The following is a 22200-nucleotide window of genomic DNA, read 5'->3' as shown; positions in this document are numbered from 1 at the left end:
AGGGGCCGCGCGCCGGCCGACACCCGTACGCCTCAGCAGCGGAGGCGGTCCTCGACGAGCGTCCCCTGGGCCGTCCGTACGGTCCGGTCGTAGCAGCCGCCAGTGCCCCGCAGCCGGTAGTGGTCGGTGGTGGTACCGACGGCGTGGCGCTGGTCGCGCGGGACGTTCGCGGTGTAGGTGGCGTCCCCCGAGTACCCGTGGTCGAGGTGGGTGACCGACAGGCGCCTGCCGCCGCTCACGACGACGGTGTCGGCGCGGTCCCCGAGCGACAGGACCGTGCGCAGGCGGTCACCGGCGCCCAGGGTCGTCTCGCCGTCCATGGTGTACGCGCGACGGGTGCGGGTCGTCGTCCGGCCGCTGGTCACGCTCTCGTCATCGGTCCACGTCGCCGTGAGCGCGTCCTGGTTCTCGCCGTCCGTCCAGCGGTGCGCGGAGGTGTGGGCGAGGGAGCGGGTGACGGTGGTGGCGACCCTGCCGTGCGAGGTGTCGAGATATCCGGCCACCGTGAGCCGGTGTCCGCCCTCGGTGTCCAGGCGGTGGGGCGAACCAGCGGTGTACACCGAGGAGTTGACGGGACGGCTCTGTTCGTGTCGGGTCAGGGCGCCGGTGACGACGGCGCGGCCGTGGTCCTGCCAGAGAAGCAGGTTGGTGGGGGTGCTCCAGCCGCTCTGCCCCTCGGGGACCCCTGCGACCGACACCTCCACGCGGTGGGCGCGCCCGTCGTTGAACAGTGCGGCGAAGGGCGTCAGGTCATAGACGACCGGCTGGACGTCGAAGGCCCGGGGGCCGGGTGTGACGTACCAGAGGAAGGGGTTGGACCAGCCGCCGGTCCAAACGGTGGGGAAGGGGGCGGCGATTCCGGCGAGCTTCCCGTCCACCGCGATCCGCACCTCACGGTACGGGCCGCCGGACGCCTTGCAGGAGTAGGGCGCCGCGTCGGGCGTCGTCATGTACCAGTACTCCTCGCAGCCGCCGCCGGAGCCCGTGGCGTACACCTCGGCGAGGACGCGCTCGGTGTTGCGCGGGGTCGTCAGCGTCGCCGCGTCGAGCGGAAGGACCTTGTCGGGTATCGGGGCGGCCTCGTCCCGCGCGGCCGGCGGCCGTCCCCGGGAGGCGTAGAACGTCAGCGTCACCTTGACGTCGAAGACACCCGTATAGACGTCGTTGACGACGTTGCCGATGAGCATCTCGACCGGCTGCGGCCGGCTCAGTACGTCGCTGTAGCGGGTGACGTCCTTCTCGACCGACCAGGTGATGCCGTCGGGCGAGGGCTGCGGGGTCGAGGTGCGCAGGATTTCCACACCGCCGAGGGAAAGGTGGCCGAGCCGGTCGTACTGACGGCCCTTCACGCTTCCGTCGAGCCGGAGCACCACCGTGCTCCACCGGTCGCCGCATTCCTTGGGGGGTGTGTAGCTCCCCCGGTACGGCGTGAAGTCGCGGAACTGGGCCTCCGCAAGGGTCACTTCGCAGGAGCGGGTGTCCGGTTTCGCGACCGGTGGGGCGGCGGTGAGCGGGTCGTGCCAGTCGCTTCCGAACTCGGCGGGGGGCGTTTCGGCCGCGACCGCCGGGCCCGCGCCGAACAGGGTTCCCGCGGTCAGCGCGGCGACCGCGAGACCGCTGAGCGCGCTCGTGATCCTCTGTCGTCTCATGGGTCCGGAGTGAAGCGCGCGAAGGGATGTTCGCGCCAGGGTACGTTGTTCGATCTTGGCGCGTTATGTGCCCCCGTGCGGAAAAATCGATTGCCGACCCCGGGTCCGAACGGCGAACCTTGCACGGATTCCTCCACCCGCCGAAGAGCCTTCGCCTGTCTGCGAAAGCCTGCGAACGACCCTGGGACGTCATGCAGATTCGCGATCTTCCGTACGCCGATCCAGGCGCGCCCGACGTCCGCTCGGGTACGCGTCTTCTGCTCTGGCTCGGCCGCACGCAGCTCGGCGGACAGGTCAAGTCCCTGCTGTGGGGACTGCTGCTGCAACTCGCCATCGCCGGCCTGCCGCTCGGCGTCGGTTTCGCCGTGCAGGCCGTCGTCGACCGCGACGGCGGGCGGCTCGCGCTCGCGGGCGGCCTGATCGCCCTGCTGGGAGCGGCCATCGCACTGGGCGACACCATGATGCACCGCACCGCCGTCACCAACTGGATCACGGCGGCGGCCCGCGTCCAGCAGCTGCTGGCGCGCAAGACGGCCGAGCTCGGCTCGGTGCTGACACGCAGGGTCGCGGCGGGCGAGATCGTCGCCGTGTCCACCGGTGACGTGGAGAAGATCGGCTGGTTCGTGGAGGCGCTGTCCCGGTTCGCCGCGGCCGCCCTCACCCTGGTCGCCGTCTGCGTCGGCCTGGTGATCTACCAGCCGGCGCTGGGTGTGGTGGTCGGCGTGGGTGTCCCGGTGATCGCTTTCGCCGTGCTGCCGCTGCTGCCGCGCGCCACCCGGCGCGCCGACATCCAGCGCGAGAAGGCGGGCCGGGCCACCGAACTGGCCTCGGACACCGTCGCGGGGCTGCGGGTGCTGCGCGGCATCGGCGGCGAGGACCTCTTCCTCGGCCGCTACCGCGAGGCCTCCCAGGAAGTACGCCGGGCCGCCGTCCGCAGCGCGCGGATGTGGGCGCTGATCGCCGCGGTCCAGGTGCTGCTGCCGGGTCTCCTGCTCATCGGTGTGCTCGCGTACGGGACGCGGCTCGCCCTCGACGGGCGGATCACGGTCGGTGAACTGGTCACCGTGTACGGCACGGTGGCGCTGACCCACCAGCCGCTGCGTCACTTCGAGGAGATCGCCATGGCGTTCTCCTTCTCCCGCCCCTCCGCCAAGCGGGCGGCGCGGGTGCTGTCGCTGGCCCGTACGACCACGACCTCCGGTGAACATCCGCCGGCGCGCGGCGACCTGTACGACCCGGCCACCGGAGTCCTCGCTCCCGCCGGGCTGTTCACCGCCGTGGTCTGCGGCGACCCGGACGCGGCCGGACGCCTGGCCGACCGGCTCGGCGGCCACCCGGCGGAGCCGGACGAGCCGCACGCCTCGGTGCTGCTGGGCGGGGTGCCGCTCGACGAACTGGCGCTGGAGGACGCCCGCGCCGCCGTCCTCGTCCAGGACAAGGACCCGGTCCTGCTCTCCGGCACGCTGCGCGAGCTGCTGGACGTGCCCGCCTCCGGCGGGGTCCGCGCGCAGGACGCGCTCGCGGCGGCCCAGTGCGGCGACGTCCTGGACGCGCTGGCGCAGGCCTCCGTGGGCGCGGACGGCGATCCGATGCGGACCCGCATCACCGAGCGCGGCCGGTCGCTGTCGGGCGGCCAGCGGCAGCGGCTCGCGCTGGCCCGTTCGCTCGTCACCGACCCCCAGGTGCTGGTGCTCGACGAGCCGACGTCCGCCGTCGACTCGCACACCGAGTCGCGGGTCGCGGCGGGCGTGGCCCGGCTGCGTGAGGGACGTACGACCGTGGTGCTCGCCTCGTCGCCGCTGCTGCTCGATGTCGCGGACCGGGTCGTGCTGGTGCACGACGGCCAGGCCGTGGCGGTGGGCAGCCACCGCGAGCTGCTGCGGACCGAGCCGCGCTACCGCGCCGTGGTGACGCGCGAGACGGACGAGGAACTCGCGGCGTCGGGCGCGGCGTCAGGACTCGACGAGCTGGACGAAGAACTGCACGACAAGCTGGACGACGAGCTGGAAGAGGAGTCGGCATGATCGGCATGGCGCCACCGGAGTACGACCCGGGGGCCCCGCAGTCCGCGACGACCCTGCCCGTCGGCACGGCCGCGACCGTACGGACATACGTGGGCGAGCTGCTGCGGCGGCACCGGAAGGCCTTCGCGCTGCTCGTCGCCGTCAACGCGGTCGCGGTGATCTCCTCGATGACCGGACCGTACCTCCTCGGCTCGCTCGTGGAGCGGCTGGCCGACGGCGCGCGTGAGCTCCAACTGGGGCACGCCCTCGGCCTGTTCGCCCTCGCGCTGACCGTCCAGACCGTGTTCGTACGGCTGGTGCGGCTGCGCGGCGCGATGCTCGGTGAGGAGATGCTCGCCGACCTGCGCGAGGACTTCCTGGTCCGCTCGGTGGGTCTGCCGCCGGGTGTGCTGGAGCGGGCCGGCACGGGTGACCTGCTGTCGCGCATCACCACCGACATCGACCGGCTGGCGAACGCGATGCGGGAAGCCGTACCGCAGCTGGCCATCGGTGTGGTGTGGGCCGGGCTGCTCATCGGCGGGCTCACCGTCACCGCCCCGCCGCTCGCCCTGGCGGTGCTGATCGCGGCGCCGCTGCTGATCACCGGCTGCCGCTGGTACTTCAGACGCGCCGGATCGGCGTACCGCTCGGAGGCCGCCGGCTATGCGGCGGTCGCCGCCGCCCTCGCCGAGACGGTCGACGCGGGCCGCACGGTCGAGGCGCACCGCCTGGGCGCCCGCCGGATCGCCCTGTCGGACCGGCGGATCAAGGAATGGACCGCGTGGGAGCGGTACACCCTCTACCTGCGGTCCGTCCTCTTCCCGGTCATCAACGTCACCCACACCCTGGTTCTGGCGTCCGTCCTGATGATCGGCGGTGTCTTCGTCCTGCGCGGCTGGCTCGACGTCGGCCAGCTGACGACCGGCGCGCTGCTCGCCCAGATGCTGGTCGACCCCGTGGGGATCATCCTCCGCTGGTACGACGAGCTCCAGGTGGCGCAGGTGTCGCTGGCCCGTCTCGTCGGTGTCCGGGAGATCGAACCGGACGCGGGGGACGCGGCGGTGCGGCCCGAGGGGCGGCAGGTGCGTGCGGAGGCAGTGCGCTTCGGGTACCGCGAGGGCGTCGACGTCCTCCACGAGGTCGCGATGGACGTGCCGCCGGGGACGCGCGTCGCCCTCGTCGGCCCGTCCGGCGCGGGCAAGTCGACGCTCGGCCGGCTGCTCGCGGGGATCTACGCCCCGCGCACCGGCAGTGTGACGCTCGGCGCGGCCGAGCTGTCGAGGATGCCCGCGGAACGCGTGCGCGAGCACGTGGCCCTGGTCAACCAGGAACACCATGTCTTCGTTGGCTCGCTGCGGGACAACCTGCTCCTCGCCCGGACGGACGCCGGGGACGCCGAACTGTGGGCGGCGCTGGGCGCGGTCGACGCGGATGCCTGGGTCAGGGCGCTGGACCGGGGACTGGACACCGAGGTCGGCTCCGGCGGGTCGGCTCTGACACCGGCGCAGGCACAGCAGATCGCGCTGGCCCGGCTGGTGCTGGCCGATCCGCACACGCTGGTGCTCGACGAGACGACCTCGCTGCTCGATCCCCGGGCGGCCCGGCACCTGGAGCGTTCGCTCGCCCGGGTCCTCGAGGGCCGGACTGTCGTGGCGATCGCCCACCGGCTGCACACCGCGCATGACGCGGATGTGATCGCGGTCGTCGAGGAGGGCCGGATCAGCGAGCTGGGCAGCCATGACGAACTGGTGGCGGCCGACGGGCCCTACGCGGCGCTGTGGCGATCCTGGCACGGGTGAGCGCGTAAGGGGGTGGGGCGGGCCCGACGACCCGCCCCACCTGCGTTCGGTCCTACGGGGTGGCGGAGGGCCGGTACGCCTGACGCGAGGCGCAGTTCCAGATGACGGCGTGTGCGCCCCGTGCGTCCCCGGCCGAACCGCCGACGCGGTCCCCGTCGGTGACCGTGTACGCGGCCGCGTGGCCGGCCGGCGACAGGCGGGGCAGCGCGAGCATCGGCCCGCTGCCCGGCCAGTACTGCGCCTGCGTCGGTGGGGCGGTCTCCGGCGGCCACGGGCCGGTGATCGACGAGTCGGACGCGGTTCCGACGCTCACGCCGCTGGTGGGGCTGGAGTCCTCCAGGGTGCCCTGGGTGCGCTCGGGGAGGTTCCCGGCGTCGGTCATCTCCGCGTACGGAGGCGCCCAGCGCACGCCGTTGCTCTCCATGGTGCGCGAGAAGGAGTAGGTGCCGACGATCCGTCCGCGTTCGTCGACCTCCCGGGGCTCGTACCTGCTGTAGGTGTCACCGGGATAAATGGGCGGCAACTCGGCCGGGAGGGCGCCGGGCGCGGCGGACCAGAGCAGGGCCACGTCATAGCCCTCGCCGCCCTGCACGCCGTACCCCTGGCCGACGATCTGTCCGGCGTTGTTGATGCCGGAGACCTCCCCGACCTGGAGGTGGGCGGGCAGCGGCAGGGTGCGCAGGAGCCGGCGACCGGACCACTCGAGGCCCGTGGAGGGCTCCGGCCAGTTCTGGCGGTAGCCGACGATGTGGCCGCGGTCGTTGATGTCCTTGGCGTGGCCGCCACCGGGGAGCAGGGTCACCGCCCGGGCGCCGGGGCGGTAGCTGAAGGCGGCGGGACCGCGGCCGGGACCGGTCAGGGTGCCTGCCATGAGTCCGTACCGGTTGACCGCCTCGACCGTGCCCGCGGTGAATCCGGCGGGCAGCGGCACACGGCGCACCCGGGTGCCCAGCCAGTAGACCGGCTGTCCGTGGGAGACGCCCACGGACAGGCCCCGCGGGCCGATGCCGTTGACCTGGCTGTCGTGGGCCCAGGGGGCGGGGTCGCCGCCCGGGCCCGGCAGTGAGGCGAGCACGGTGATCGACGGTGTGCAGGTGCCCGGCCGGCCCGCCGCTCCCCCGGCGGCGGCTCCCCCGGCCGCCGCGTGGGCCGGTGTGGCGACGGCCAGCGCGGCGAGGACGGTTCCCGCCGCGGTCACGCTCAGTCTCCTCTTGCGTCTGTGCATGCCAATCCCCCCATGGATCAAGGCAGTTGGCGGCGGATCGGTCGGTCCGCCGCCCGCACATGATGTCCGGCGCGGCGTGAGCGCACCAGAGGGCGCCGAAGGGTGCGACCGGGTGAGCGGTCTACGAAAGGAAGCCCAGCGCCGAGGCGCCGCCGATCCCGCCCAGCAGCATGAAGGCCGGCATCAAAACCTTCAGCTCGACCCAGCTCCCCGCACGGAAGCGCAGGCCCTTCGGCGGTCCCACCGGGTACCAGCGCTTGCGCCCGACCGGGATCGGCCACAGGATCGGGCAGCCGGAGACGGTCAGCGCGTCGCCGATGTCGTGGACGAGCGCGCCGAGCACGATCGGCAAGCCCAGCCAGAGGTACTCCTGGCCGGGCGCGGTGAAGAGCCAGTCCGCGCCGTTGCCGGGCTTGTCGAGGACGCCCGCGAGAATCCAGGCGCTGGTGGCGCCGAGGAGCCAGACGAGGACGTCGCTGGACATCCGGGCGGCCCGCCACAGCAGGCCCTCGACCGCCAGGACCAGGTGGATGAAAAGGATGGCGAGGACCGCCCACCGGCCGCCGGTGATCGCCGCGACCGAGGCTCCCGCCCCGATCAGCACGGCCCACAGCCAGGTGTGGGTGAGCGTGCGGTGCCCGCCCGATCTGCGCGGGTCGGCGGTGCTGCGGGTCGCCTTGTAGACGGCGTACGAGAGCTTGTCGACGATCTCGCACAGGCCCCGCGAGAGGGGGCCGAAGGCGCGGGAGATCGTCGCGGACTTGTGGTCGAGGTCGGGGGCGAGGGCCGCCCCGGCGCAGATGAGCGCTCCGACGACGAGTACCGGCCACGGCATCGGGTGGTCGGCGGCGGCCGCGGCCGCCCCCACGCCCAGCCAGGCCGCCGCCCCGGACAGCGAGTGCGCCGGTCCCATCATGTGCGTTCCCGCCCCATTCCTCAGGTGCCGGCGCCCAGTTGACGACCGGCCGACGGGACAGCGTATCGGCCGTGATCTTCGTAGGTGATGGCCGGTTCCCTCATCCGGACGGAACCCAGGCAAGATGGGGGTGTGACCCTTATCGATCAGCTGCCGCCGGATGCCGACCCCGATGCCCTCTTCGAGGCTTTCTCCTCATGGGCCGAGGACCGGGGCATCACGCTCTACCCCGCCCAGGAGGAGGCGCTGATCGAGGTGGTCTCCGGGGCGAACGTGATCCTTTCCACGCCCACCGGCTCCGGAAAGAGCCTGGTCGCGGCGGGCGCGCACTTCGCGGCGCTCGCCAAGGACCAGGTGACCTTCTACACGGCGCCGATCAAGGCGCTGGTGTCGGAGAAGTTCTTCGACCTGTGCAAGCTCTTCGGTACGGAGAACGTCGGCATGCTGACCGGCGACGCGTCCGTGAACGCCGACGCGCCCGTCATCTGCTGCACGGCCGAGGTGCTGGCCTCCATCGCGCTGCGGGACGGCAAGCACGCCGACATCGGCCAGGTCGTGATGGACGAGTTCCACTTCTACGCGGAGCCGGACCGCGGCTGGGCCTGGCAGATCCCGATCCTGGAGCTGCCGCAGGCGCAGTTCGTGCTGATGTCGGCGACGCTCGGCGACGTCTCCATGTTCGAGAAGGACCTGACCCGCCGCACGGGCCGCCCGACCTCGGTCGTGCGCTCGGCGACCCGGCCGGTGCCGCTGTCGTACGAGTACCGGCTCACGCCCATCACCGAGACGCTGACCGAGCTGCTCGAGACGAAGCAGGCCCCGGTCTACATCGTCCACTTCACGCAGGCTCAGGCCGTCGAGCGCGCGCAGTCGCTGATGAGCATCAACATGTGCTCGCGCGAGGAGAAGGACCAGATCGCCGAGCTGATCGGCAACTTCCGCTTCACCACCAAGTTCGGCCAGAACCTCTCGCGCTATGTGCGACACGGCATCGGTGTGCATCACGCCGGCATGCTGCCCAAGTACCGCCGCCTGGTGGAGAAGCTGGCCCAGGCGGGGCTGCTGAAGGTCATCTGCGGGACGGACACGCTGGGTGTCGGCGTCAACGTCCCCATCCGTACGGTGCTGTTCACCGCGCTCACCAAGTACGACGGCAACCGCGTCCGTACGCTGCGCGCGCGGGAGTTCCACCAGATCGCGGGCCGCGCCGGCCGGGCCGGCTTCGACACGGCCGGATTCGTCGTCGCCCAGGCGCCCGAGCACGTCATCGAGAACGAGAAGGCCCTCGCCAAGGCCGGTGACGATCCCAAGAAGCGGCGCAAGGTGGTCCGCAAGAAGGCGCCCGAGGGCTTCGTCGCCTGGAGCGGGGACACCTTCGAGCGGCTGATCGCCTCCGAGCCGGAACCGCTCACCTCCCGGTTCAAGGTCACCAACATCATGCTGCTCTCGGTGATCGCCCGGCCGGGCAACGCGTTCGAGGCGATGCGCAAGCTGCTGGAGGACAACCACGAGCCGCGCAAGCAGCAGCTGCGGCACATCCGCCGGGCCATCGCCATCTACCGCTCGCTGCTCGCGGGCGGAGTGGTGGAGCAGCTGGAGACGCCCGACGCCGAGGGGCGCACGATCCGGCTCACCGTCGACCTCCAGCAGGACTTCGCGCTCAACCAGCCGCTGTCGACGTTCGCGCTGGCCGCGTTCGACCTGCTGGACCCCGAATCCCCCTCGTACGCCCTCGACATGGTCTCGGTGATCGAGTCGACGCTCGACGACCCGCGCCAGATCCTCGCCGCCCAGCAGAACAAGGCGCGGGGCGAGGCCGTGGGGAAGATGAAGGCGGACGGTGTCGAGTACGAGGAGCGGATGGAGCGGCTCCAGGAGGTGTCGTACCCGAAGCCGCTGGAGGAGCTGCTGTGGCACGCGTACAACGTGTACCGCAAGAGCCACCCGTGGGTCGGCGACCACCCGGTCTCCCCGAAGTCGATCATCCGTGACATGTACGAACGGGCGCTGACCTTCACCGAGTTCACGTCCTGGTACGAGCTGGCCCGCACCGAGGGCATCGTGCTGCGGTATCTGGCGGGCGCGTACAAGGCGCTGGAGCACACCATCCCCGACGACCTGAAGTCGGAGGACCTGGAGGACCTGACCGCCTGGCTCGGCGAGATGGTCCGGCAGGTGGACTCCAGCCTGCTCGACGAGTGGGAGCAGCTCGCCAACCCGGAAGTGGAGACGGCCGAGGAGGCCCAGGAGAAGGCCGACGAGGTCAAGCCGGTCACCGCCAACTCCCGTGCCTTCCGGGTGCTCGTGCGCAACGCGATGTTCCGCAGGGTGGAGCTGGCCGCTCTCGACCAGGTGAACCAGCTGGGCGAGCTGGACGCCGAGTCCGGGTGGGACGCGGACGCGTGGGGCGAGGCGATGGACGCGTACTGGGACGAGTACGACGACCTGGGCACCGGACCCGACGCGCGCGGCCCGAAGCTGCTCTCGATCGAGGAGGACGCTCCGCACGGCCTGTGGCGCGTTCGGCAGACCTTCGCCGACCCCAACGGCGACCATGACTGGGGCATCAGCGCGGAGGTGGATCTCGCGGCCTCCGACGAGGAGGGCCGCGCCGTCGTCCGTGTCACGTCCGTCGGCCAGCTGTAAGGAGAAGGAGTACGTGTGACCAACCCCGCCGAGCGACTCGTCGACCTGCTCGACCTGGAGCAGATCGAGGTCAACATCTTCCGCGGCCGCAGCCCTCAGGAGTCCCTGCAGCGGGTCTTCGGCGGCCAGGTCGCCGGCCAGGCCCTGGTCGCGGCCGGCCGCACCACCGAGGGCGACCGGCCGGTGCACTCGCTGCACGCGTACTTCCTGCGGCCGGGCATCCCGGGCGTGCCGATCGTGTACCAGGTGGAGCGGGTCCGCGACGGGCGCTCGTTCACCACCCGCCGGGTGACCGCGATCCAGCAGGGCCGCACGATCTTCAACCTCACCGCGTCCTTCCACCGGCCGGAGGAGGCGGGCTTCGAGCACCAGCTGCCGCCGCGTCTGGACTTCCCGGACCCGGAGACGCTGCCGACGGTCACGGACGAGATCCGTGAGCACTTGGGGGCACTGCCCGAGGCGCTGGAGCGGATGGCCCGCCGCCAGCCCTTCGATCTGCGCTATGTGGACCGGCTGCGCTGGACCCAGGAGGAGCTGAAGGAGGCGGATCCGCGCAGCGCGGTGTGGATGCGCGCGGTGGGGCCGCTGGGCGACGACCCGCTGGTGCACACGTGTGCGCTGACGTACGCCTCCGACATGACCCTGCTCGACGCCGTCCGTATCCCGGTCGAGCCGCTGTGGGGGCCGCGCGGCTTCGACATGGCGTCCCTGGACCACGCGATGTGGTTCCACCGGCCGTTCCGGGCGGACGAGTGGTTCCTGTACGACCAGGAGTCGCCGATCGCCACCGGCGGGCGGGGGCTGGCGCGCGGTCGGATCTACGACCGGGACGGACAGCTGCTCGTCTCGGTGGTGCAGGAAGGGCTCTTCCGCAAGCTCGGCGCCTGAGCAGGGACACAGAGCGCGCGGAACATGCTTTTATCGGTTCATTGCACGCCCCGGACCGGTGGTCCGGGGCTGCCCACGATGACGAGGAGTTCCCCCATGAGCGTTACCGGCCTGTACGACATTCCCCTGCGCACCCTGACGGGCGAGGCGACGAGCCTCGCGGACTACAAGGACCGGGCCGTTCTGCTGGTCAATGTGGCGTCGAAGTGCGGTCTGACCCCGCAGTACGCGGGACTTGAGCGACTGCAGCAGCAGTACGCCGAGCGCGGCTTCACCGTGCTGGGCGTGCCGTGCAATCAGTTCGCGGGGCAGGAGCCGGGGAGCGCGGACGAGATCCAGACGTTCTGCTCGGCGACGTACGGGGTGACCTTCCCGCTGCTCGAGAAGACGGATGTGAACGGGGACGAGCGGCACCCGCTCTACCAGGAGCTGACGAAGGTCGCGGACGCGGACGGCGAGGCCGGGGACGTCCAGTGGAACTTCGAGAAGTTCCTGATCTCTCCGCAGGGTGAGGTCACGCGCTTCCGCCCCCGTACCGAGCCCGACTCCCCCGAGGTGCTCGCGGCGATCGAGGCGTACCTCTCCGCCTGATCCGTCAGCCGGCGCGGCAGGCGGACCCCAGGCCCGCGCCGGCGGTACGGCCCCCACAGCGGCTCAGGCCGCCGCGCTCAGCGTGTCCGCGAGGCGGCGGTGGGCGGCGCGGACTGCGGGGAGGACCGTCAGGGCGACCGCGCCGAGGACGGCCGCCGCTCCCAGCGCGAGCAGCTGGAGCGGCGGCGGGGCGTGGGCGATGCCCGCGCCGATGCCGCTGGAGCTGCCCTCGCGGTCGATCAGCCAGCCGGCGAGGGGGACGCCCAGCGCGGTGCCCGCCGCCGCGGCCGCCAGGGTCGTGCACCCGATGGCCGTCACGGTGACGGCGGTGATCTGGCGCGGGGACAGGCCGATGGCCTTCAGGGCCAGCAGATCGCGCTCGCCGTCGCGGACGGTGCCGCCGATGGTGGTGGACAGTTCGGTCAGGCCGATGAGGGCGAGGACGGCTATCAGTCCGGCGACGACGCCGCGCAGCGTGGAGAGCCGGTCGGCGGGGCTCGTGACCTCATGGACGTCCAGCCGGCCCCGTGAGGCGTCGGCGAGCTCGGCGCGTACGGCGCGCGGGTCTGCTCCGGGGTCGAGCCGGAGCTGGTAGAGCGTGGGGCGCAGCGCGGGGTCGTTCTCGCGGAGGGTGTCCAGCGAGGTGGAGATGACCCGGCCGGCGTTCTCCGGTTCGATGCTGCGGCCGACCAGGTGCAGGACCTGGGGATGGCCGCCGACCGTGACGCGGACCCAGTCGCCGACGCGGACGCCGAGCAGGTCGAGCAGGCCCTGTCCTGCGACCGCCTCGTCCGGGCCGTGGGCCGGGCGGCCCTCGGCGATCGAGTACGGATAGGGCTGCTCGCGTGTGCCGAGGCCGCGCAGGGCGATCGTGCCGGTCTGGCCGGGGACGAGCGCGGCCACCTCCAGGCCGGGGTGGGCGGCCACGACCCGTGGGTCGCTCTCGAGAAGGGCGCGTGCCTCGCGTTCGCCCACGGTGGCGTCCGGCCGGGCGGTGAGGGCGGCGGCGAGCCCGAGTTCTCCGGGGCGGCTGTCGAAGCGCTCGATGGTGGTCCAGGCGCCGAGGGCCACGGTGATCAGCAGCAGGGGCAGCGCGAGGCGGACGATGGTCGCGGGAGCCCGGCGGCCCCGCCCGAAGGCCCGGTGCCAGCCGAGGACCAGCGCGGGCGGCACGCGCAGCCCGAGCGCCTTCCTGAGCGGGCGGGACAGCCCCCCGCCGGGGCTCGCGGCCGGCGGCAGCACCGGCACGGGCGGGACGCGTCCGGCCCGCCAGGCGGCGAGGCAGGTGGTGGCGCCGATGAACAGGACGGCGGCGGCCGGCACCGCGAGCAGCGCCGCGGTGTGGCCGGGCAGCCCCTGCCAGACGCCGATCGCGTCGCCGAGCCTGCCCGGGAGACGGCTGCCGAGGAGCTCGGCCAGGAGGGTGGCGACGGCCGCCCCGAGCACGGCGAACGCCAGGTGCTGGACCAGGAAGGCCCGGACCACCTGGCCGGGGGTGAAGCCGATGGCCTTCAGCACGGAGATGTCGCGAAGATGTCCGCGCACCCGGGTGCTGATGGCGCCGAACACGGCCAGTGCGGCGGCGATCAGCGCGCCCAGACCGAACAGGCCGAGGACCTGGCCCAGCAGCCGGGTGTCGCCCTGTGCCTCGGCGCGGGCCTGCTGCCAGCTGCTGACGTCGGTGACGGCTCCGGCGCCGAGCGCGGTGACCGCGCGCTGTACCGCGTAGTCGGTGTCGTCCGGGTCGGTGAGGAGCAGCCCGACGACCTGTCCGGAGGGCTCACGGGGCAGGGCCGCCGGGAGCGTCCAGACGGTGCCCGCGTGCTCGCCCGCCCGGTAGCGCGGCTCGGCGCTGTCGGCGACGCCGAGGACGGTGAGGGTGCGGGCGCCGCCGGTGAGCGTCAGACGGTCGCCGGGTTCGGCCCACAGGGCGCGGGCGAGGCTGGACTCGAGGACGACGCCGTCCGGGACGCCGGGGTCCAGCCAGCGGCCGGAGGTGAGGAGCGGTCGGCCGGTCGAGGGCGGCTCGGGGGCGGCGGCCCGCAGTTCGACACCGGCGCGGGCGCCGCGCGATTCCACGGTGGCGGAGGCCGTGCGGTACGGGCCGGCGACGGCTTCGACCCCACCGAGGGTGGCGAGCCGGCCGGCATCGGCGGCGGATCCGGTGTGGATCCACACGTGCGCCCCGCGGGACTGGGTGAAGACCCGCTGCCAGGGGTTGGTGGCGTACCCGAAGAGCGCCGTCGCGAGCAGCAGCGAGGCGACGATCCCCGCGGTGGCGCAGACGAGGAACAACGCCTCGCCGCGGTGCGTGCGCAGATCGGCGTGCGCCCAGCGCAGCATCGCCCGCACGGTCAGTCCTTCAGCTCGAGGACGCCGGAGAGCCCGGTGCCGCGCGAGGGGGTGCCGCCGAGCTCGGCGTCGTCTGCTATCCGGCCGTCGAAGAAGCTGATGACCCGGTCCGCGGCGCTGGCCAGGCGGGCGTCGTGGGTGACGAGCACGATGGTCTGGCCGCGCTGGTGGAAGCGGGACAGGAGCCGCATGACCTCGCGGGTGCCCTTGCTGTCGAGGCTGCCCGCCGGTTCGTCGGCGAGCAGCAGCCGGGGGTGGTTGACCAGGGCCCGGGCGAGGGCGACGCGCTGCTGTTCGCCGCCGGACAGCTCGCCGGGCATGCTGCGCGCCTTGCCGTCCAGGCCGAGTTCGGTCAGCAGCTCCTCGCGTTCGGCGCGGGCCTGCTTCGCGGAGACGCCGGCCAGCAGTGCGGGCAGTTCGACGTTGTCGGCGACGGTCAGATTGGAGACGAGGTTGAAGAACTGGAAGACGATGCCGATCCGGCGCCGCCGCTCCACCGCCCACCGGGCCTCGCTGTAGCCGTCGGTGCACTCGCCGTCGAGCCACAGGGTGCCGCTGTCGGGCCGCTGGAGCCCGCCGAGCAGGTGCAGCAGCGTGGATTTTCCGGCGCCGGAGGGCCCGGTGACGGCCACGAACTCACCGTGCCGCACGGCGAGATCCACTCCGCGAACGGCGTGGGCGGGGGCGCCCTCGCCGTGGTGGGTCTTGACGAGGCCCTCGGCCCGCAGCAGCGGCAGGGAGCCGGTGTCGTCGGTCACCGCAGCTCCTCCAGTTCCTCCTGGCAGCGCTCCAGCCAGTCGAGATCGGCCTGAAGATGCAGCATGGCCCCCTCGATGAGCAGGTGGGCGATGCGGTTGTCCCGGTCTTCGGTCGCGGCGAGCTTGGACAGGTTGCGCATGGTGGTGAGGTACTCGCGTCGCTGTTTGTTGATGAGGGCGATCTGGTCGGCGATCCCGGTGCGCGGGGCGAGGGCGAGCTTCATGAAGAACTCGTCCCGGACCCTCGGTTCGTCCGCCGTCTCCTCGAACCAGGCTCGCAGCGCCTCGTGCCCGGCGTCGGTGAGGCGGTAGATCTTCTTGTTGGGCCGGCTCTCCTGGGCGATCTCCTCGCCCTCGATGAGTCCCGACTTCTCCAGCCGACCGAGCGTGACATAGATCTGGCCGACGTTGGTGGGAGGGTACGCGGCCCCGAGCAGTTGCTCAAGGTCCTGCTTGAGCTCGTAGCCGTGGGCGGGCCCCCGGGCCAGGAGGGCGAGGAGGGGAAGGCGCACGCGTGCTGTCCTCCTCCGCAGGCTCCCGATGTGATGTGGGCTCTAGTATCGCCCATGCCTAACGGGTATACATGCCGTGTCGCCGGACGAAGGTGTACGGCGCCGGTGTTCAAGGAGGAACCTATGCGGTGGATGCGTGCCGCCGGTAGGGGGCTCCTTGTCGTCATGGTCGTTCTCACCGGTTTCGTGGCGTCCGGCGGGCCGGCGGGCCCGGCTCGGGACGGCGGCCGGGGGCCCATGACGCTCGCCACGGCGGGCGATCTGACCGGCTATCTCGCCCCGGTACTGGCGGACTGGAACCGCCGTCACCCCGCCGAGAAGGTCACGCTCGTCGAGCTGCCGGACTCCGCCGACGAGACCCGCTCCCAGATGATCACCGACCTGCGGTCGGGCGAAGGGCGCTTCGACGTCCTCAACATCGATGTCGCCTGGACCTCGGAGTTCGCCGCGGCGGGATGGATCGCCCCGCTGGAGCGCGGGCGTTTCGCGCTGAAGAGCTTCCTGCCGCGCGTGGAGGACACAGCGACGTACGACGGAAAGCTGTACGCCGTCCCCTATGTGACGAATGCCGGAATGCTCTTCTACCGCAAGGACATTCTCGGGCGCGAGGGCGAACAGCCACCGCGGACCTGGGCCGAGCTGGAGCGGCAGGCGAGGACGATCGCCCCGAAGTACGGGCTCGGGGGCTACGCGGGCCAGTTCCTGCCGTACGAAGGGCTCACCGTGAACGCCGCGGAGGCCGTCTACTCGGCGGGGGGCACCATCCTCGGCGACGAGGGCGAGCGGGTCACCGTCGACTCGGCCGGGGCCCGCTCGGGGATCGGCTTCCTGGCCCGTGGCGTGCGGGACGGCTGGATCCCGCGGGAGGCCCTGACGTTCAAGGAGGAGGAGTCCCGCGAGGCGTTCCAGGACGGCCGGCTGCTCTTCCTGCGCAACTGGCCGTACGCCTACGCCGGTGCGTCCGGCAAGGACTCCAAGGTGGCGGGACGGTTCGGCGCGGTACCGCTGCCCGGACCGGACGGACCGGGTACGAGCGTGCTGGGCGGCGCCAATCTGGCGGTCGGCGCCCATGCGCGTCACCCGGACTCGGCGCGCGACCTGATCGCCTACCTCACCGGTGAGCAGGTCCAGCGCAGGGTACTGACCGAGGGCGCCCTGCCGCCCGTGCGGGCCGCGCTGTACCAGGACCCGGAGATGGTCCGGCGGTTCCCGTATCTCCCCGCGCTGCGGGCGAGCGTGCTCTCGGCGGCGCCGCGCCCCAAGAGCCCCCACTACGAGCAGGTCTCGCTGGCCGTGCAGGCCGTGGCGCATGACGCGCTGGCACAGCACCAGACGCCGGAGGCCGCGGTGCGCCGACTGGCCGACGAGCTCGCGGCGATCGCCCGCCGCCGCTGACCTTACCTACCTGTTAAGTAGTGGCGCCAGCCCTCCCCACAGGGGCAAATCGGGGCATAAGCCACCAACTTTCGCTGTTTTCGGCAGCTTCGTTGACACCTTCTCGTCATGCCTACTTAACATGCATGCATAACCGCTATTCGCTCTGAATGGCGTGCACCCCTTCACGAAGAAACAAGGTCAACGGGTGATGTTCACAGCCCCGGCCGGCGACGGCCTCTCGCAGCGCACCGACCACCACTGGTGGCGCGACGCGGTGATCTACCAGGTGTACGTCCGCAGCTTCCTGGACAGCACCGGGGACGGGATCGGCGATCTGGCCGGCGTTCGCGCCGGTCTGCCGTACCTCAAGAAGCTGGGCGTGGACGGCATCTGGCTGAGCCCCTTCTATCCGTCACCGCAGCACGACCACGGCTACGACGTGGCGGACTACTGCGACGTGGACCCGGTCTTCGGGGACCTCGACGAGTTCGGCCGACTGGTCGCCGACGCCCACCGGCTCGGTGTCAAGGTGCTGCTGGACATCGTCCCCAACCACTGCTCCAGCGAGCACGTCTGGTTCCGCGAGGCGCTGGCCGCCGGCCCCGGCAGCGAGGCCCGGGCGCGCTTCCACTTCGCCGAGGGGCGCGGCGTACACGGCGAACTCCCGCCCAACAACTGGCACGCGATGTTCGGCGGGCCCGCGTGGAGCCGGGTGACCGAGCGCGACGGGACGCCCGGGCAGTGGTACCTGCACATGTTCACGCCCGAGCAGCCCGATCTGAACTGGCGCAACCCCGAGGTCGGCGCGCACTTCGACCACGTACTGCGCTTCTGGCTGGACAGGGGCGTCGACGGCTTCCGGATCGACGTGGCCGCCGGGCTCTACAAGCACCCCCAACTGCCGGACTCCCCCGACCCCGAGGCCGACGCCCGCACCCGCGACTCGGTCAACCCGCTCGCCTGGAACCAGCCCGAGGTGCACGACGTATGGCGGCACTGGCGGGCGGTGTGCGAGGAGTACACGGCCCACGACGGCCGTGAGCGGCTGCTGGTCGGCGAGGTCTCCGTGCCGACCGCACGCGAACACGCCCAGTACGTCCGGCCGGACGAGCTGCACCAGGCGTTCTTCTTCGACCTGCTGGGCGCGCCCTGGGACGCCGGCACGTTCCACAAGGTCATCGACGAGGCGATGCGGGACATCGCGGGTACCGGCTCCACCGTCACCTGGGTGCTCAACAACCACGACCAGGTGCGCACGGTGACCCGGTACGGCGAGTCCGGCACCGAGGGCAGCGGACTCGGGCCCTCCCGGGCACGGGCCGCCGCGCTGCTGATGCTGGCGCTGCCCGGCGCCGCGTACATCTACCAGGGCGAGGAGCTGGGTCTGCCGGAGGTCGACGACCTTCCCGACGAGGTGCTCACCGACCCGATCTTCCGGCGCACCGGCAGCCGGGCCCGGATCCGGGACGGCTGCCGGGTGCCGCTGCCCTGGTCGGGCCACGCCTCGCCGTTCGGCTTCAGCACCGGCGCCGACAGCGCCAAGCCATGGCTTCCGCAGCCCGGCTGGTTCGCCGAACACGCCACCGACCGGGCCCAGGCCGACACCCGGTCGTTCTGGCACCTCTACCGCGAGGGTCTCCAGCTGCGCCGGGGCCTGCCACAGCTCGGCGAGGGCACCCTCCGCTGGCTGGACGCACCGCCCGGCGTGCTGGCCTTCGTGCGCGGCGAAGGACTCGTCTGTGCCGTGAACTTCACCGGCGCCCCCGTGCCCACCCCGGTCTCCGGCGCCCCGCTGCTGTCCAGCGGGCCGTGCCCGGCCGGCGTACTCCCCGGATCCACCGCCGCCTGGTGGATCAGTGACGACACCACCACCCTGGAGGAACTGCGATGACGATGCGACGACGGACGGCAATGGCCTGCTGCTCGGTGCTTTCCCTGGCGCTCGGCGCCACGGCGTGCGGCGGCGGCCCGGTGAGCGCGGGAGGCTCGGGCGCCGGAAACAAGGAACTCAGCGGCCAGACCCTCAATGTGGCGGGCGTCTGGTCGGGGGCCGAGCAGAAGAACTTCCAGAAGGTGCTGGACGCCTTCACCGAGAAGACCGGCGCGAAGACCCAGTTCGTCTCCACCGGCGACAATGTCTCCACGGTCGTCGGCAGCAAGATCGAGGGCGGCAACGCCCCCGACGTGGTGATGGTCCCGCAGGTCGGCGTGCTCCAGCAGTTCGCGAAGCAGAAGTGGCTCAAGCCGCTCTCCAAGACGACCGAGGCGTCCGTCGACGCCAACTACGCGCCCGTCTGGAAGAGTTACGGCTCCGTCGACGGCGCGCTGTACGGCCTGTACTTCAAGGCGGCCCACAAGTCGACCGTCTGGTACAGCCCGAGCGCCCTGGAGCAGGCGGGTGTCAAGCCGCCCACGACGTACGAGCAGATGCTCGCCTCGGGGCAGGCCGTCGCGGACTCGGGTCTGCCGGCCTTCTCGGTCGCGGGCGAGGACGGCTGGACGCTCACCGACTGGTTCGAGAACATCTACCTCTCCCAGGCGGGGCCGGAGAAGTACGACAAGCTCGCCAAGCACGAGATCCCGTGGACCGACCCGACCGTGGTGAAGGCCCTGACCACGCTCGGCACGCTCTTCGCCGACAAGAAGCTGATCGCCGGCGGCCAGAAGGGCGCGCTCGGCACCGACTTCCCCGGCTCCGTCGAGAAGGTCTTCGGCCCGAAGCCCGAGGCGGCGATGGTGTACGAGGGCGACTTCGTCGCGGGGATAGCCAAGGACCAGTTCGGCAAGAAGATCGGCGAGGACGCCTCCTTCTTCCCCTTCCCGGCGGTGGCGGGCGGCAAGGCGCCGGTGGTCAGTGGCGGAGACGCCGCCGTCGTGCTCAAGGACGGCAAGAACCAGAAGGCGGCGACGGCGTTCCTGGAGTTCCTGGCCACGCCGGAGGCCGCCGCCGTGTGGGCGAAGGCGGGCGGCTTCCTGTCGCCGAACAAGAAGCTGGACCCCGCCGCGTACGGTGACGACACCCTGCGCGAGACGGCCAAGTCGCTGATCGCGGCCGGGGATTCGGTCCGCTTCGACATGTCCGACCAGGCGCCGGCGGCGTTCGGCGGCACCAAGGGCACGGGCGAGTGGAAGCTGCTGCAGGACTTCCTGCGCGACCCGTCGGACCCCAAGGCCGCGGCGGCCGCGCTCGAGGGCGCGGCGGCCAAGGCGTACAAGGGCTGAGGCGGCCGTCATGACCACTCTCACCGCTCCTCCCCCGCCCCGTGCGGGAGCCGGGTCCGTCGCGCCGGGGGCCCTGAGCCCCCGGGCGCGGGCCCGGCGCCGCCGGCGGATCATCGCCGTGGCGTTCGTCCTGCCGGCGCTGCTCCTGCTCGGGGCGCTGGTCGTCTACCCGGTGCTGTTCTCGGTCGGCCGGAGCTTCTTCGACGCCTCCGGTGACCACTTCGTCGGCGGCGGGAACTACGCGGCGATGTTCCGCGACCCGGCGACGCTCACCGCCGTCCGCAACAGCGCGATCTGGGTGGTCGTCGCCCCGACGCTGCTGACCGGGCTGGGCCTGATCCTGGCCGTGCTGGTGGAGAAGGTCCGCTGGGCCACGGCGTTCAAACTGCTGCTGTTCATGCCGATGGCGGTGTCGTTCCTGGCGGCGGGCATCATCTTCCGCCTCGCGTACGAGGACGACCCGGACAAGGGAGTCCTCAACGCGGCCGTGGTCGGGGTGCACGACGTGTTCGAGGGGTCCTCGTCGTACCCGAAGGCCCGGGCCCGGGACGGGCAGGGAGTGGTCAGGGCGCCGGACGGGTCCTACGGCACGGCGGACACCCGTGCGCCGGGCTCCGGGAGCGTCGTCCTCGGATTCGTCGGTGTCCCGCCCGCCGAACTGCCCGCGGAGGCCGAGCCGGCGCGCGCCGGCCGGGCGGTGGCGCGCGAGCTGGCCGGTGTCGTCTACCTCGACTTCACGGCCGGGGGCGGCGGCAGGCCGGGGGTGGTCGACCCGGCCGAGCGCGGGCTGCCGGGCATGTCCGTCGAGGCGGTACGGGAGGGCAGGACGGTGGCCACGGCCACCACGGCGCCCGACGGGTCGTTCCGCTTCACGGACCTGAAGGCCGGCGCGTACACCGTGCGGCTGCCCGCGGCGAACTTCGCCCCGCCGTACGAGGGGGTCTCCTGGCTCGGTCCCGCCCTGGTCACTCCGGCGATCATCGGCGCCTATCTGTGGATCTGGACCGGCTTCGCCATGGTGCTCATCGGCGCCGGGCTGTCGTCGCTGCCGCGCGACTGCCTGGAGGCGGCCCGGATGGACGGCGCCAGCGAGTGGCAGGTGTTCCGCCGGATCACCGTCCCGCTGCTGGCCCCCGTGCTGACCGTCGTCTTCGTGACGCTGGTGATCAATGTGATGAAGGTCTTCGACCTCATCTACATCATCGCGCCGGGGCCGGTGCAGGAGGACGCCACCGTGCTGGCCACCCAGATGTGGCTGGTGTCCTTCGGCGGCGGCAACAACCAGGGGCTCGGCAGCGCGCTCGGCGTGCTGCTCCTGCTGCTGGTGATCCCGGCCATGGTCTTCAACGTCCGCCGCTTCCGCAGGAGTCAGTCATGACCACCACCACTCCCCTCGCCAGGACGCCGGGCGGCGCCCTGCGCCGCTGGCTGGGCAACGGCCTCGTGCAGGCCTTCCTCGCGGTCGTCGGCCTGGTCTGGGTCACGCCCGTCGCCGGTCTGCTGCTGTCCTCGCTGCGGTCGGCGCGGGACAGCGCGGCGAGCGGCTGGTGGACCGCCCTGGCCGACCCGGGGCAGCTGTCGCTCGACAACTACACGGCGCTGCTCGGCAACGCGGGCATCACCCGGGCGTTCTGGAACACCGTGCTGATCTCGGTGCCGACGACCGTGCTCGTCGTGGTGATCGCGGCGCTCGCCGGGTACGCCTTCGCCTGGCTGGAGTTCCCCGGCCGCGACTGGATCTTCCTGTTGGTGGTGGCGCTGCTGGTGGTGCCCGTGCAGGTGGGTCTGCTGCCGGTCGCGAAGCTCTTCGGTCAGCTGGGGCTGTTCGGCACGATTCCCGGTGTGGTGCTCTTCCATGTCGCGTACGGTCTGCCGTTCGCGGTGTTCCTGCTGCGCAACTACTTCGCCGACATCCCGCGCGAGATGCTGGAGGCTGCCCGGATGGACGGCGGCGGGGAGTGGCGGATCTTCACCCGGCTGGTACTTCCGGTGGGCCGTCCGGCCATCGCCAGCCTGGCGATCTTCCAGTTCCTCTGGGTCTGGAACGACATGCTCGTGGCGCTGCTCTTCGCCGACAGCTCGTCGCAGCCCCTGACAGTGGAACTGCAGTCGCAGGTACGGCAGTTCGGCAGCAACATCGACGTACTGGCGCCCGGCGCCTTCCTTTCCCTGATCGTGCCCGTGGTGGTCTTCTTCGCCTTCCAGCGGCACTTCGTCCAGGGGGTGATGGCGGGCTCGGTGAAGTAGTGCGGCATGGGCCTC

Annotated in this window: 16 protein-coding genes; 10 read left to right on the top strand and 6 right to left on the bottom strand. The window is 72.0% G+C overall.

What is annotated here, in order from left to right; translation table 11 throughout:
* Positions 1 to 32: 32 nt before the first annotated feature.
* A complete protein-coding gene (locus ACZ7J0_RS09075; protein WP_470885442.1) occupies positions 33 to 1649 on the bottom strand; it encodes a peptide-N4-asparagine amidase in 1617 nt (538 codons plus the stop codon).
* 191 nt (positions 1650 to 1840) lie between these two features.
* Here ACZ7J0_RS09075 and ACZ7J0_RS09070 point away from each other — a divergent pair, with 191 nt between their 5' ends.
* Positions 1841 to 3673 carry an ABC transporter transmembrane domain-containing protein gene (locus tag ACZ7J0_RS09070; protein WP_470885440.1) on the top strand — a complete coding sequence of 611 codons (1833 nt, stop codon included), beginning with the start codon at positions 1841 to 1843 and terminating at the stop codon, positions 3671 to 3673.
* Positions 3670 to 5451, top strand: a complete 1782-nt coding sequence (locus tag ACZ7J0_RS09065; protein ID WP_470885438.1) for an ABC transporter ATP-binding protein — start codon at positions 3670 to 3672, stop codon at positions 5449 to 5451. Before ACZ7J0_RS09070 ends, ACZ7J0_RS09065 begins: the two co-directional genes overlap by 4 nt.
* 52 nt (positions 5452 to 5503) lie before the next feature.
* Here ACZ7J0_RS09065 and ACZ7J0_RS09060 read toward each other — a convergent pair whose 3' ends face one another.
* Together ACZ7J0_RS09060 and ACZ7J0_RS09055 are read right to left on the bottom strand one after the other, a co-directional pair.
* Positions 5504 to 6649, bottom strand: coding sequence for a hypothetical protein (locus tag ACZ7J0_RS09060; RefSeq protein WP_470885436.1), 1146 nt, complete (start codon positions 6647 to 6649; stop codon positions 5504 to 5506).
* Positions 6650 to 6797: 148 nt separating this feature from the next.
* Entirely contained in the window at positions 6798 to 7592 is a 795-nt protein-coding gene (locus ACZ7J0_RS09055) for a metal-dependent hydrolase (protein ID WP_470885434.1), read from the bottom strand.
* A gap of 87 nt (positions 7593 to 7679) precedes the next feature.
* On the opposite strand from ACZ7J0_RS09055, the gene ACZ7J0_RS09050 reads away from it, so the two are divergent.
* The 3 genes from ACZ7J0_RS09050 to ACZ7J0_RS09040 all read left to right on the top strand — a co-directional run bounded on the left by ACZ7J0_RS09050 (position 7680) and on the right by ACZ7J0_RS09040 (position 11717).
* Entirely contained in the window at positions 7680 to 10238 is a 2559-nt protein-coding gene (locus tag ACZ7J0_RS09050) for a DEAD/DEAH box helicase (protein ID WP_470885432.1), read from the top strand.
* Between the two features lie 15 nt (positions 10239 to 10253).
* Complete coding sequence (locus ACZ7J0_RS09045; RefSeq protein ID WP_470885430.1) at positions 10254 to 11126, top strand: acyl-CoA thioesterase; 873 nt, start codon at positions 10254 to 10256, stop codon at positions 11124 to 11126.
* A gap of 96 nt (positions 11127 to 11222) precedes the next feature.
* Positions 11223 to 11717 carry a glutathione peroxidase gene (locus ACZ7J0_RS09040; RefSeq protein WP_470885428.1) on the top strand — a complete coding sequence of 165 codons (495 nt, stop codon included), beginning with the start codon at positions 11223 to 11225 and terminating at the stop codon, positions 11715 to 11717.
* A gap of 63 nt (positions 11718 to 11780) precedes the next feature.
* Here the strand turns inward: ACZ7J0_RS09040 and ACZ7J0_RS09035 are convergent, their stop codons facing one another.
* The 3 genes from ACZ7J0_RS09035 to ACZ7J0_RS09025 are packed head-to-tail and all read right to left on the bottom strand — an operon-like array spanning position 11781 to position 15339.
* Entirely contained in the window at positions 11781 to 14069 is a 2289-nt protein-coding gene (locus ACZ7J0_RS09035) for an ABC transporter permease (RefSeq protein WP_470885426.1), read from the bottom strand.
* A 2-nt stretch (positions 14070 to 14071) separates the two neighbouring features.
* Positions 14072 to 14827 (bottom strand): ABC transporter ATP-binding protein, encoded by a 756-nt coding sequence (locus tag ACZ7J0_RS09030; protein ID WP_470885424.1) that lies wholly within the window; start codon positions 14825 to 14827, stop codon positions 14072 to 14074.
* Entirely contained in the window at positions 14824 to 15339 is a 516-nt protein-coding gene (locus ACZ7J0_RS09025) for a PadR family transcriptional regulator (RefSeq protein ID WP_469119719.1), read from the bottom strand. Before ACZ7J0_RS09025 ends, ACZ7J0_RS09030 begins: the two co-directional genes overlap by 4 nt.
* A 123-nt stretch (positions 15340 to 15462) precedes the next feature.
* Here ACZ7J0_RS09025 and ACZ7J0_RS09020 point away from each other — a divergent pair, with 123 nt between their 5' ends.
* The 5 genes from ACZ7J0_RS09020 (at position 15463) to ACZ7J0_RS09000 (ending at position 22185) form a co-directional block, all read left to right on the top strand.
* Positions 15463 to 16734 (top strand): ABC transporter substrate-binding protein, encoded by a 1272-nt coding sequence (locus tag ACZ7J0_RS09020; protein WP_470885422.1) that lies wholly within the window; start codon positions 15463 to 15465, stop codon positions 16732 to 16734.
* Between the two features lie 190 nt (positions 16735 to 16924).
* Entirely contained in the window at positions 16925 to 18607 is a 1683-nt protein-coding gene (locus ACZ7J0_RS09015) for a glycoside hydrolase family 13 protein (protein WP_470885420.1), read from the top strand.
* Positions 18604 to 19938: an ABC transporter substrate-binding protein gene (locus tag ACZ7J0_RS09010; RefSeq protein ID WP_470885418.1), complete on the top strand. Its 1335-nt coding sequence runs from the start codon at positions 18604 to 18606 to the stop codon at positions 19936 to 19938. Before ACZ7J0_RS09015 ends, ACZ7J0_RS09010 begins: the two co-directional genes overlap by 4 nt.
* Positions 19939 to 19948: 10 nt before the next feature.
* Positions 19949 to 21316, top strand: coding sequence for an ABC transporter permease subunit (locus tag ACZ7J0_RS09005; protein WP_470885416.1), 1368 nt, complete (start codon positions 19949 to 19951; stop codon positions 21314 to 21316).
* Complete coding sequence (locus ACZ7J0_RS09000) at positions 21313 to 22185, top strand: carbohydrate ABC transporter permease (protein ID WP_470885414.1); 873 nt, start codon at positions 21313 to 21315, stop codon at positions 22183 to 22185. Before ACZ7J0_RS09005 ends, ACZ7J0_RS09000 begins: the two co-directional genes overlap by 4 nt.
* Positions 22186 to 22200 lie beyond the last annotated feature (15 nt).

Source organism: Streptomyces sp. NPDC038280 (genome assembly GCF_055600045.1).
Note: the sequence above shows the minus strand (reverse complement) of the source record. Positions and strands in the feature narration are given on the sequence as shown.

Coding starts and splice junctions, on each gene's coding strand:
- ACZ7J0_RS09040 (WP_470885428.1), top strand. CDS start 11,223: ATGAGCGTTACCGGCCTGTACGACATTCCCCTGCGCACCCTGACGGGC.
- ACZ7J0_RS09070 (WP_470885440.1), top strand. CDS start 1,841: ATGCAGATTCGCGATCTTCCGTACGCCGATCCAGGCGCGCCCGACGTC.
- ACZ7J0_RS09005 (WP_470885416.1), top strand. CDS start 19,949: ATGACCACTCTCACCGCTCCTCCCCCGCCCCGTGCGGGAGCCGGGTCC.
- ACZ7J0_RS09050 (WP_470885432.1), top strand. CDS start 7,680: ATGGCCGGTTCCCTCATCCGGACGGAACCCAGGCAAGATGGGGGTGTG.
- ACZ7J0_RS09065 (WP_470885438.1), top strand. CDS start 3,670: ATGATCGGCATGGCGCCACCGGAGTACGACCCGGGGGCCCCGCAGTCC.
- ACZ7J0_RS09000 (WP_470885414.1), top strand. CDS start 21,313: ATGACCACCACCACTCCCCTCGCCAGGACGCCGGGCGGCGCCCTGCGC.
- ACZ7J0_RS09010 (WP_470885418.1), top strand. CDS start 18,604: ATGACGATGCGACGACGGACGGCAATGGCCTGCTGCTCGGTGCTTTCC.
- ACZ7J0_RS09075 (WP_470885442.1), bottom strand. CDS start 1,649: ATGAGACGACAGAGGATCACGAGCGCGCTCAGCGGTCTCGCGGTCGCC.
- ACZ7J0_RS09055 (WP_470885434.1), bottom strand. CDS start 7,592: ATGATGGGACCGGCGCACTCGCTGTCCGGGGCGGCGGCCTGGCTGGGC.
- ACZ7J0_RS09020 (WP_470885422.1), top strand. CDS start 15,463: ATGCGGTGGATGCGTGCCGCCGGTAGGGGGCTCCTTGTCGTCATGGTC.
- ACZ7J0_RS09015 (WP_470885420.1), top strand. CDS start 16,925: ATGTTCACAGCCCCGGCCGGCGACGGCCTCTCGCAGCGCACCGACCAC.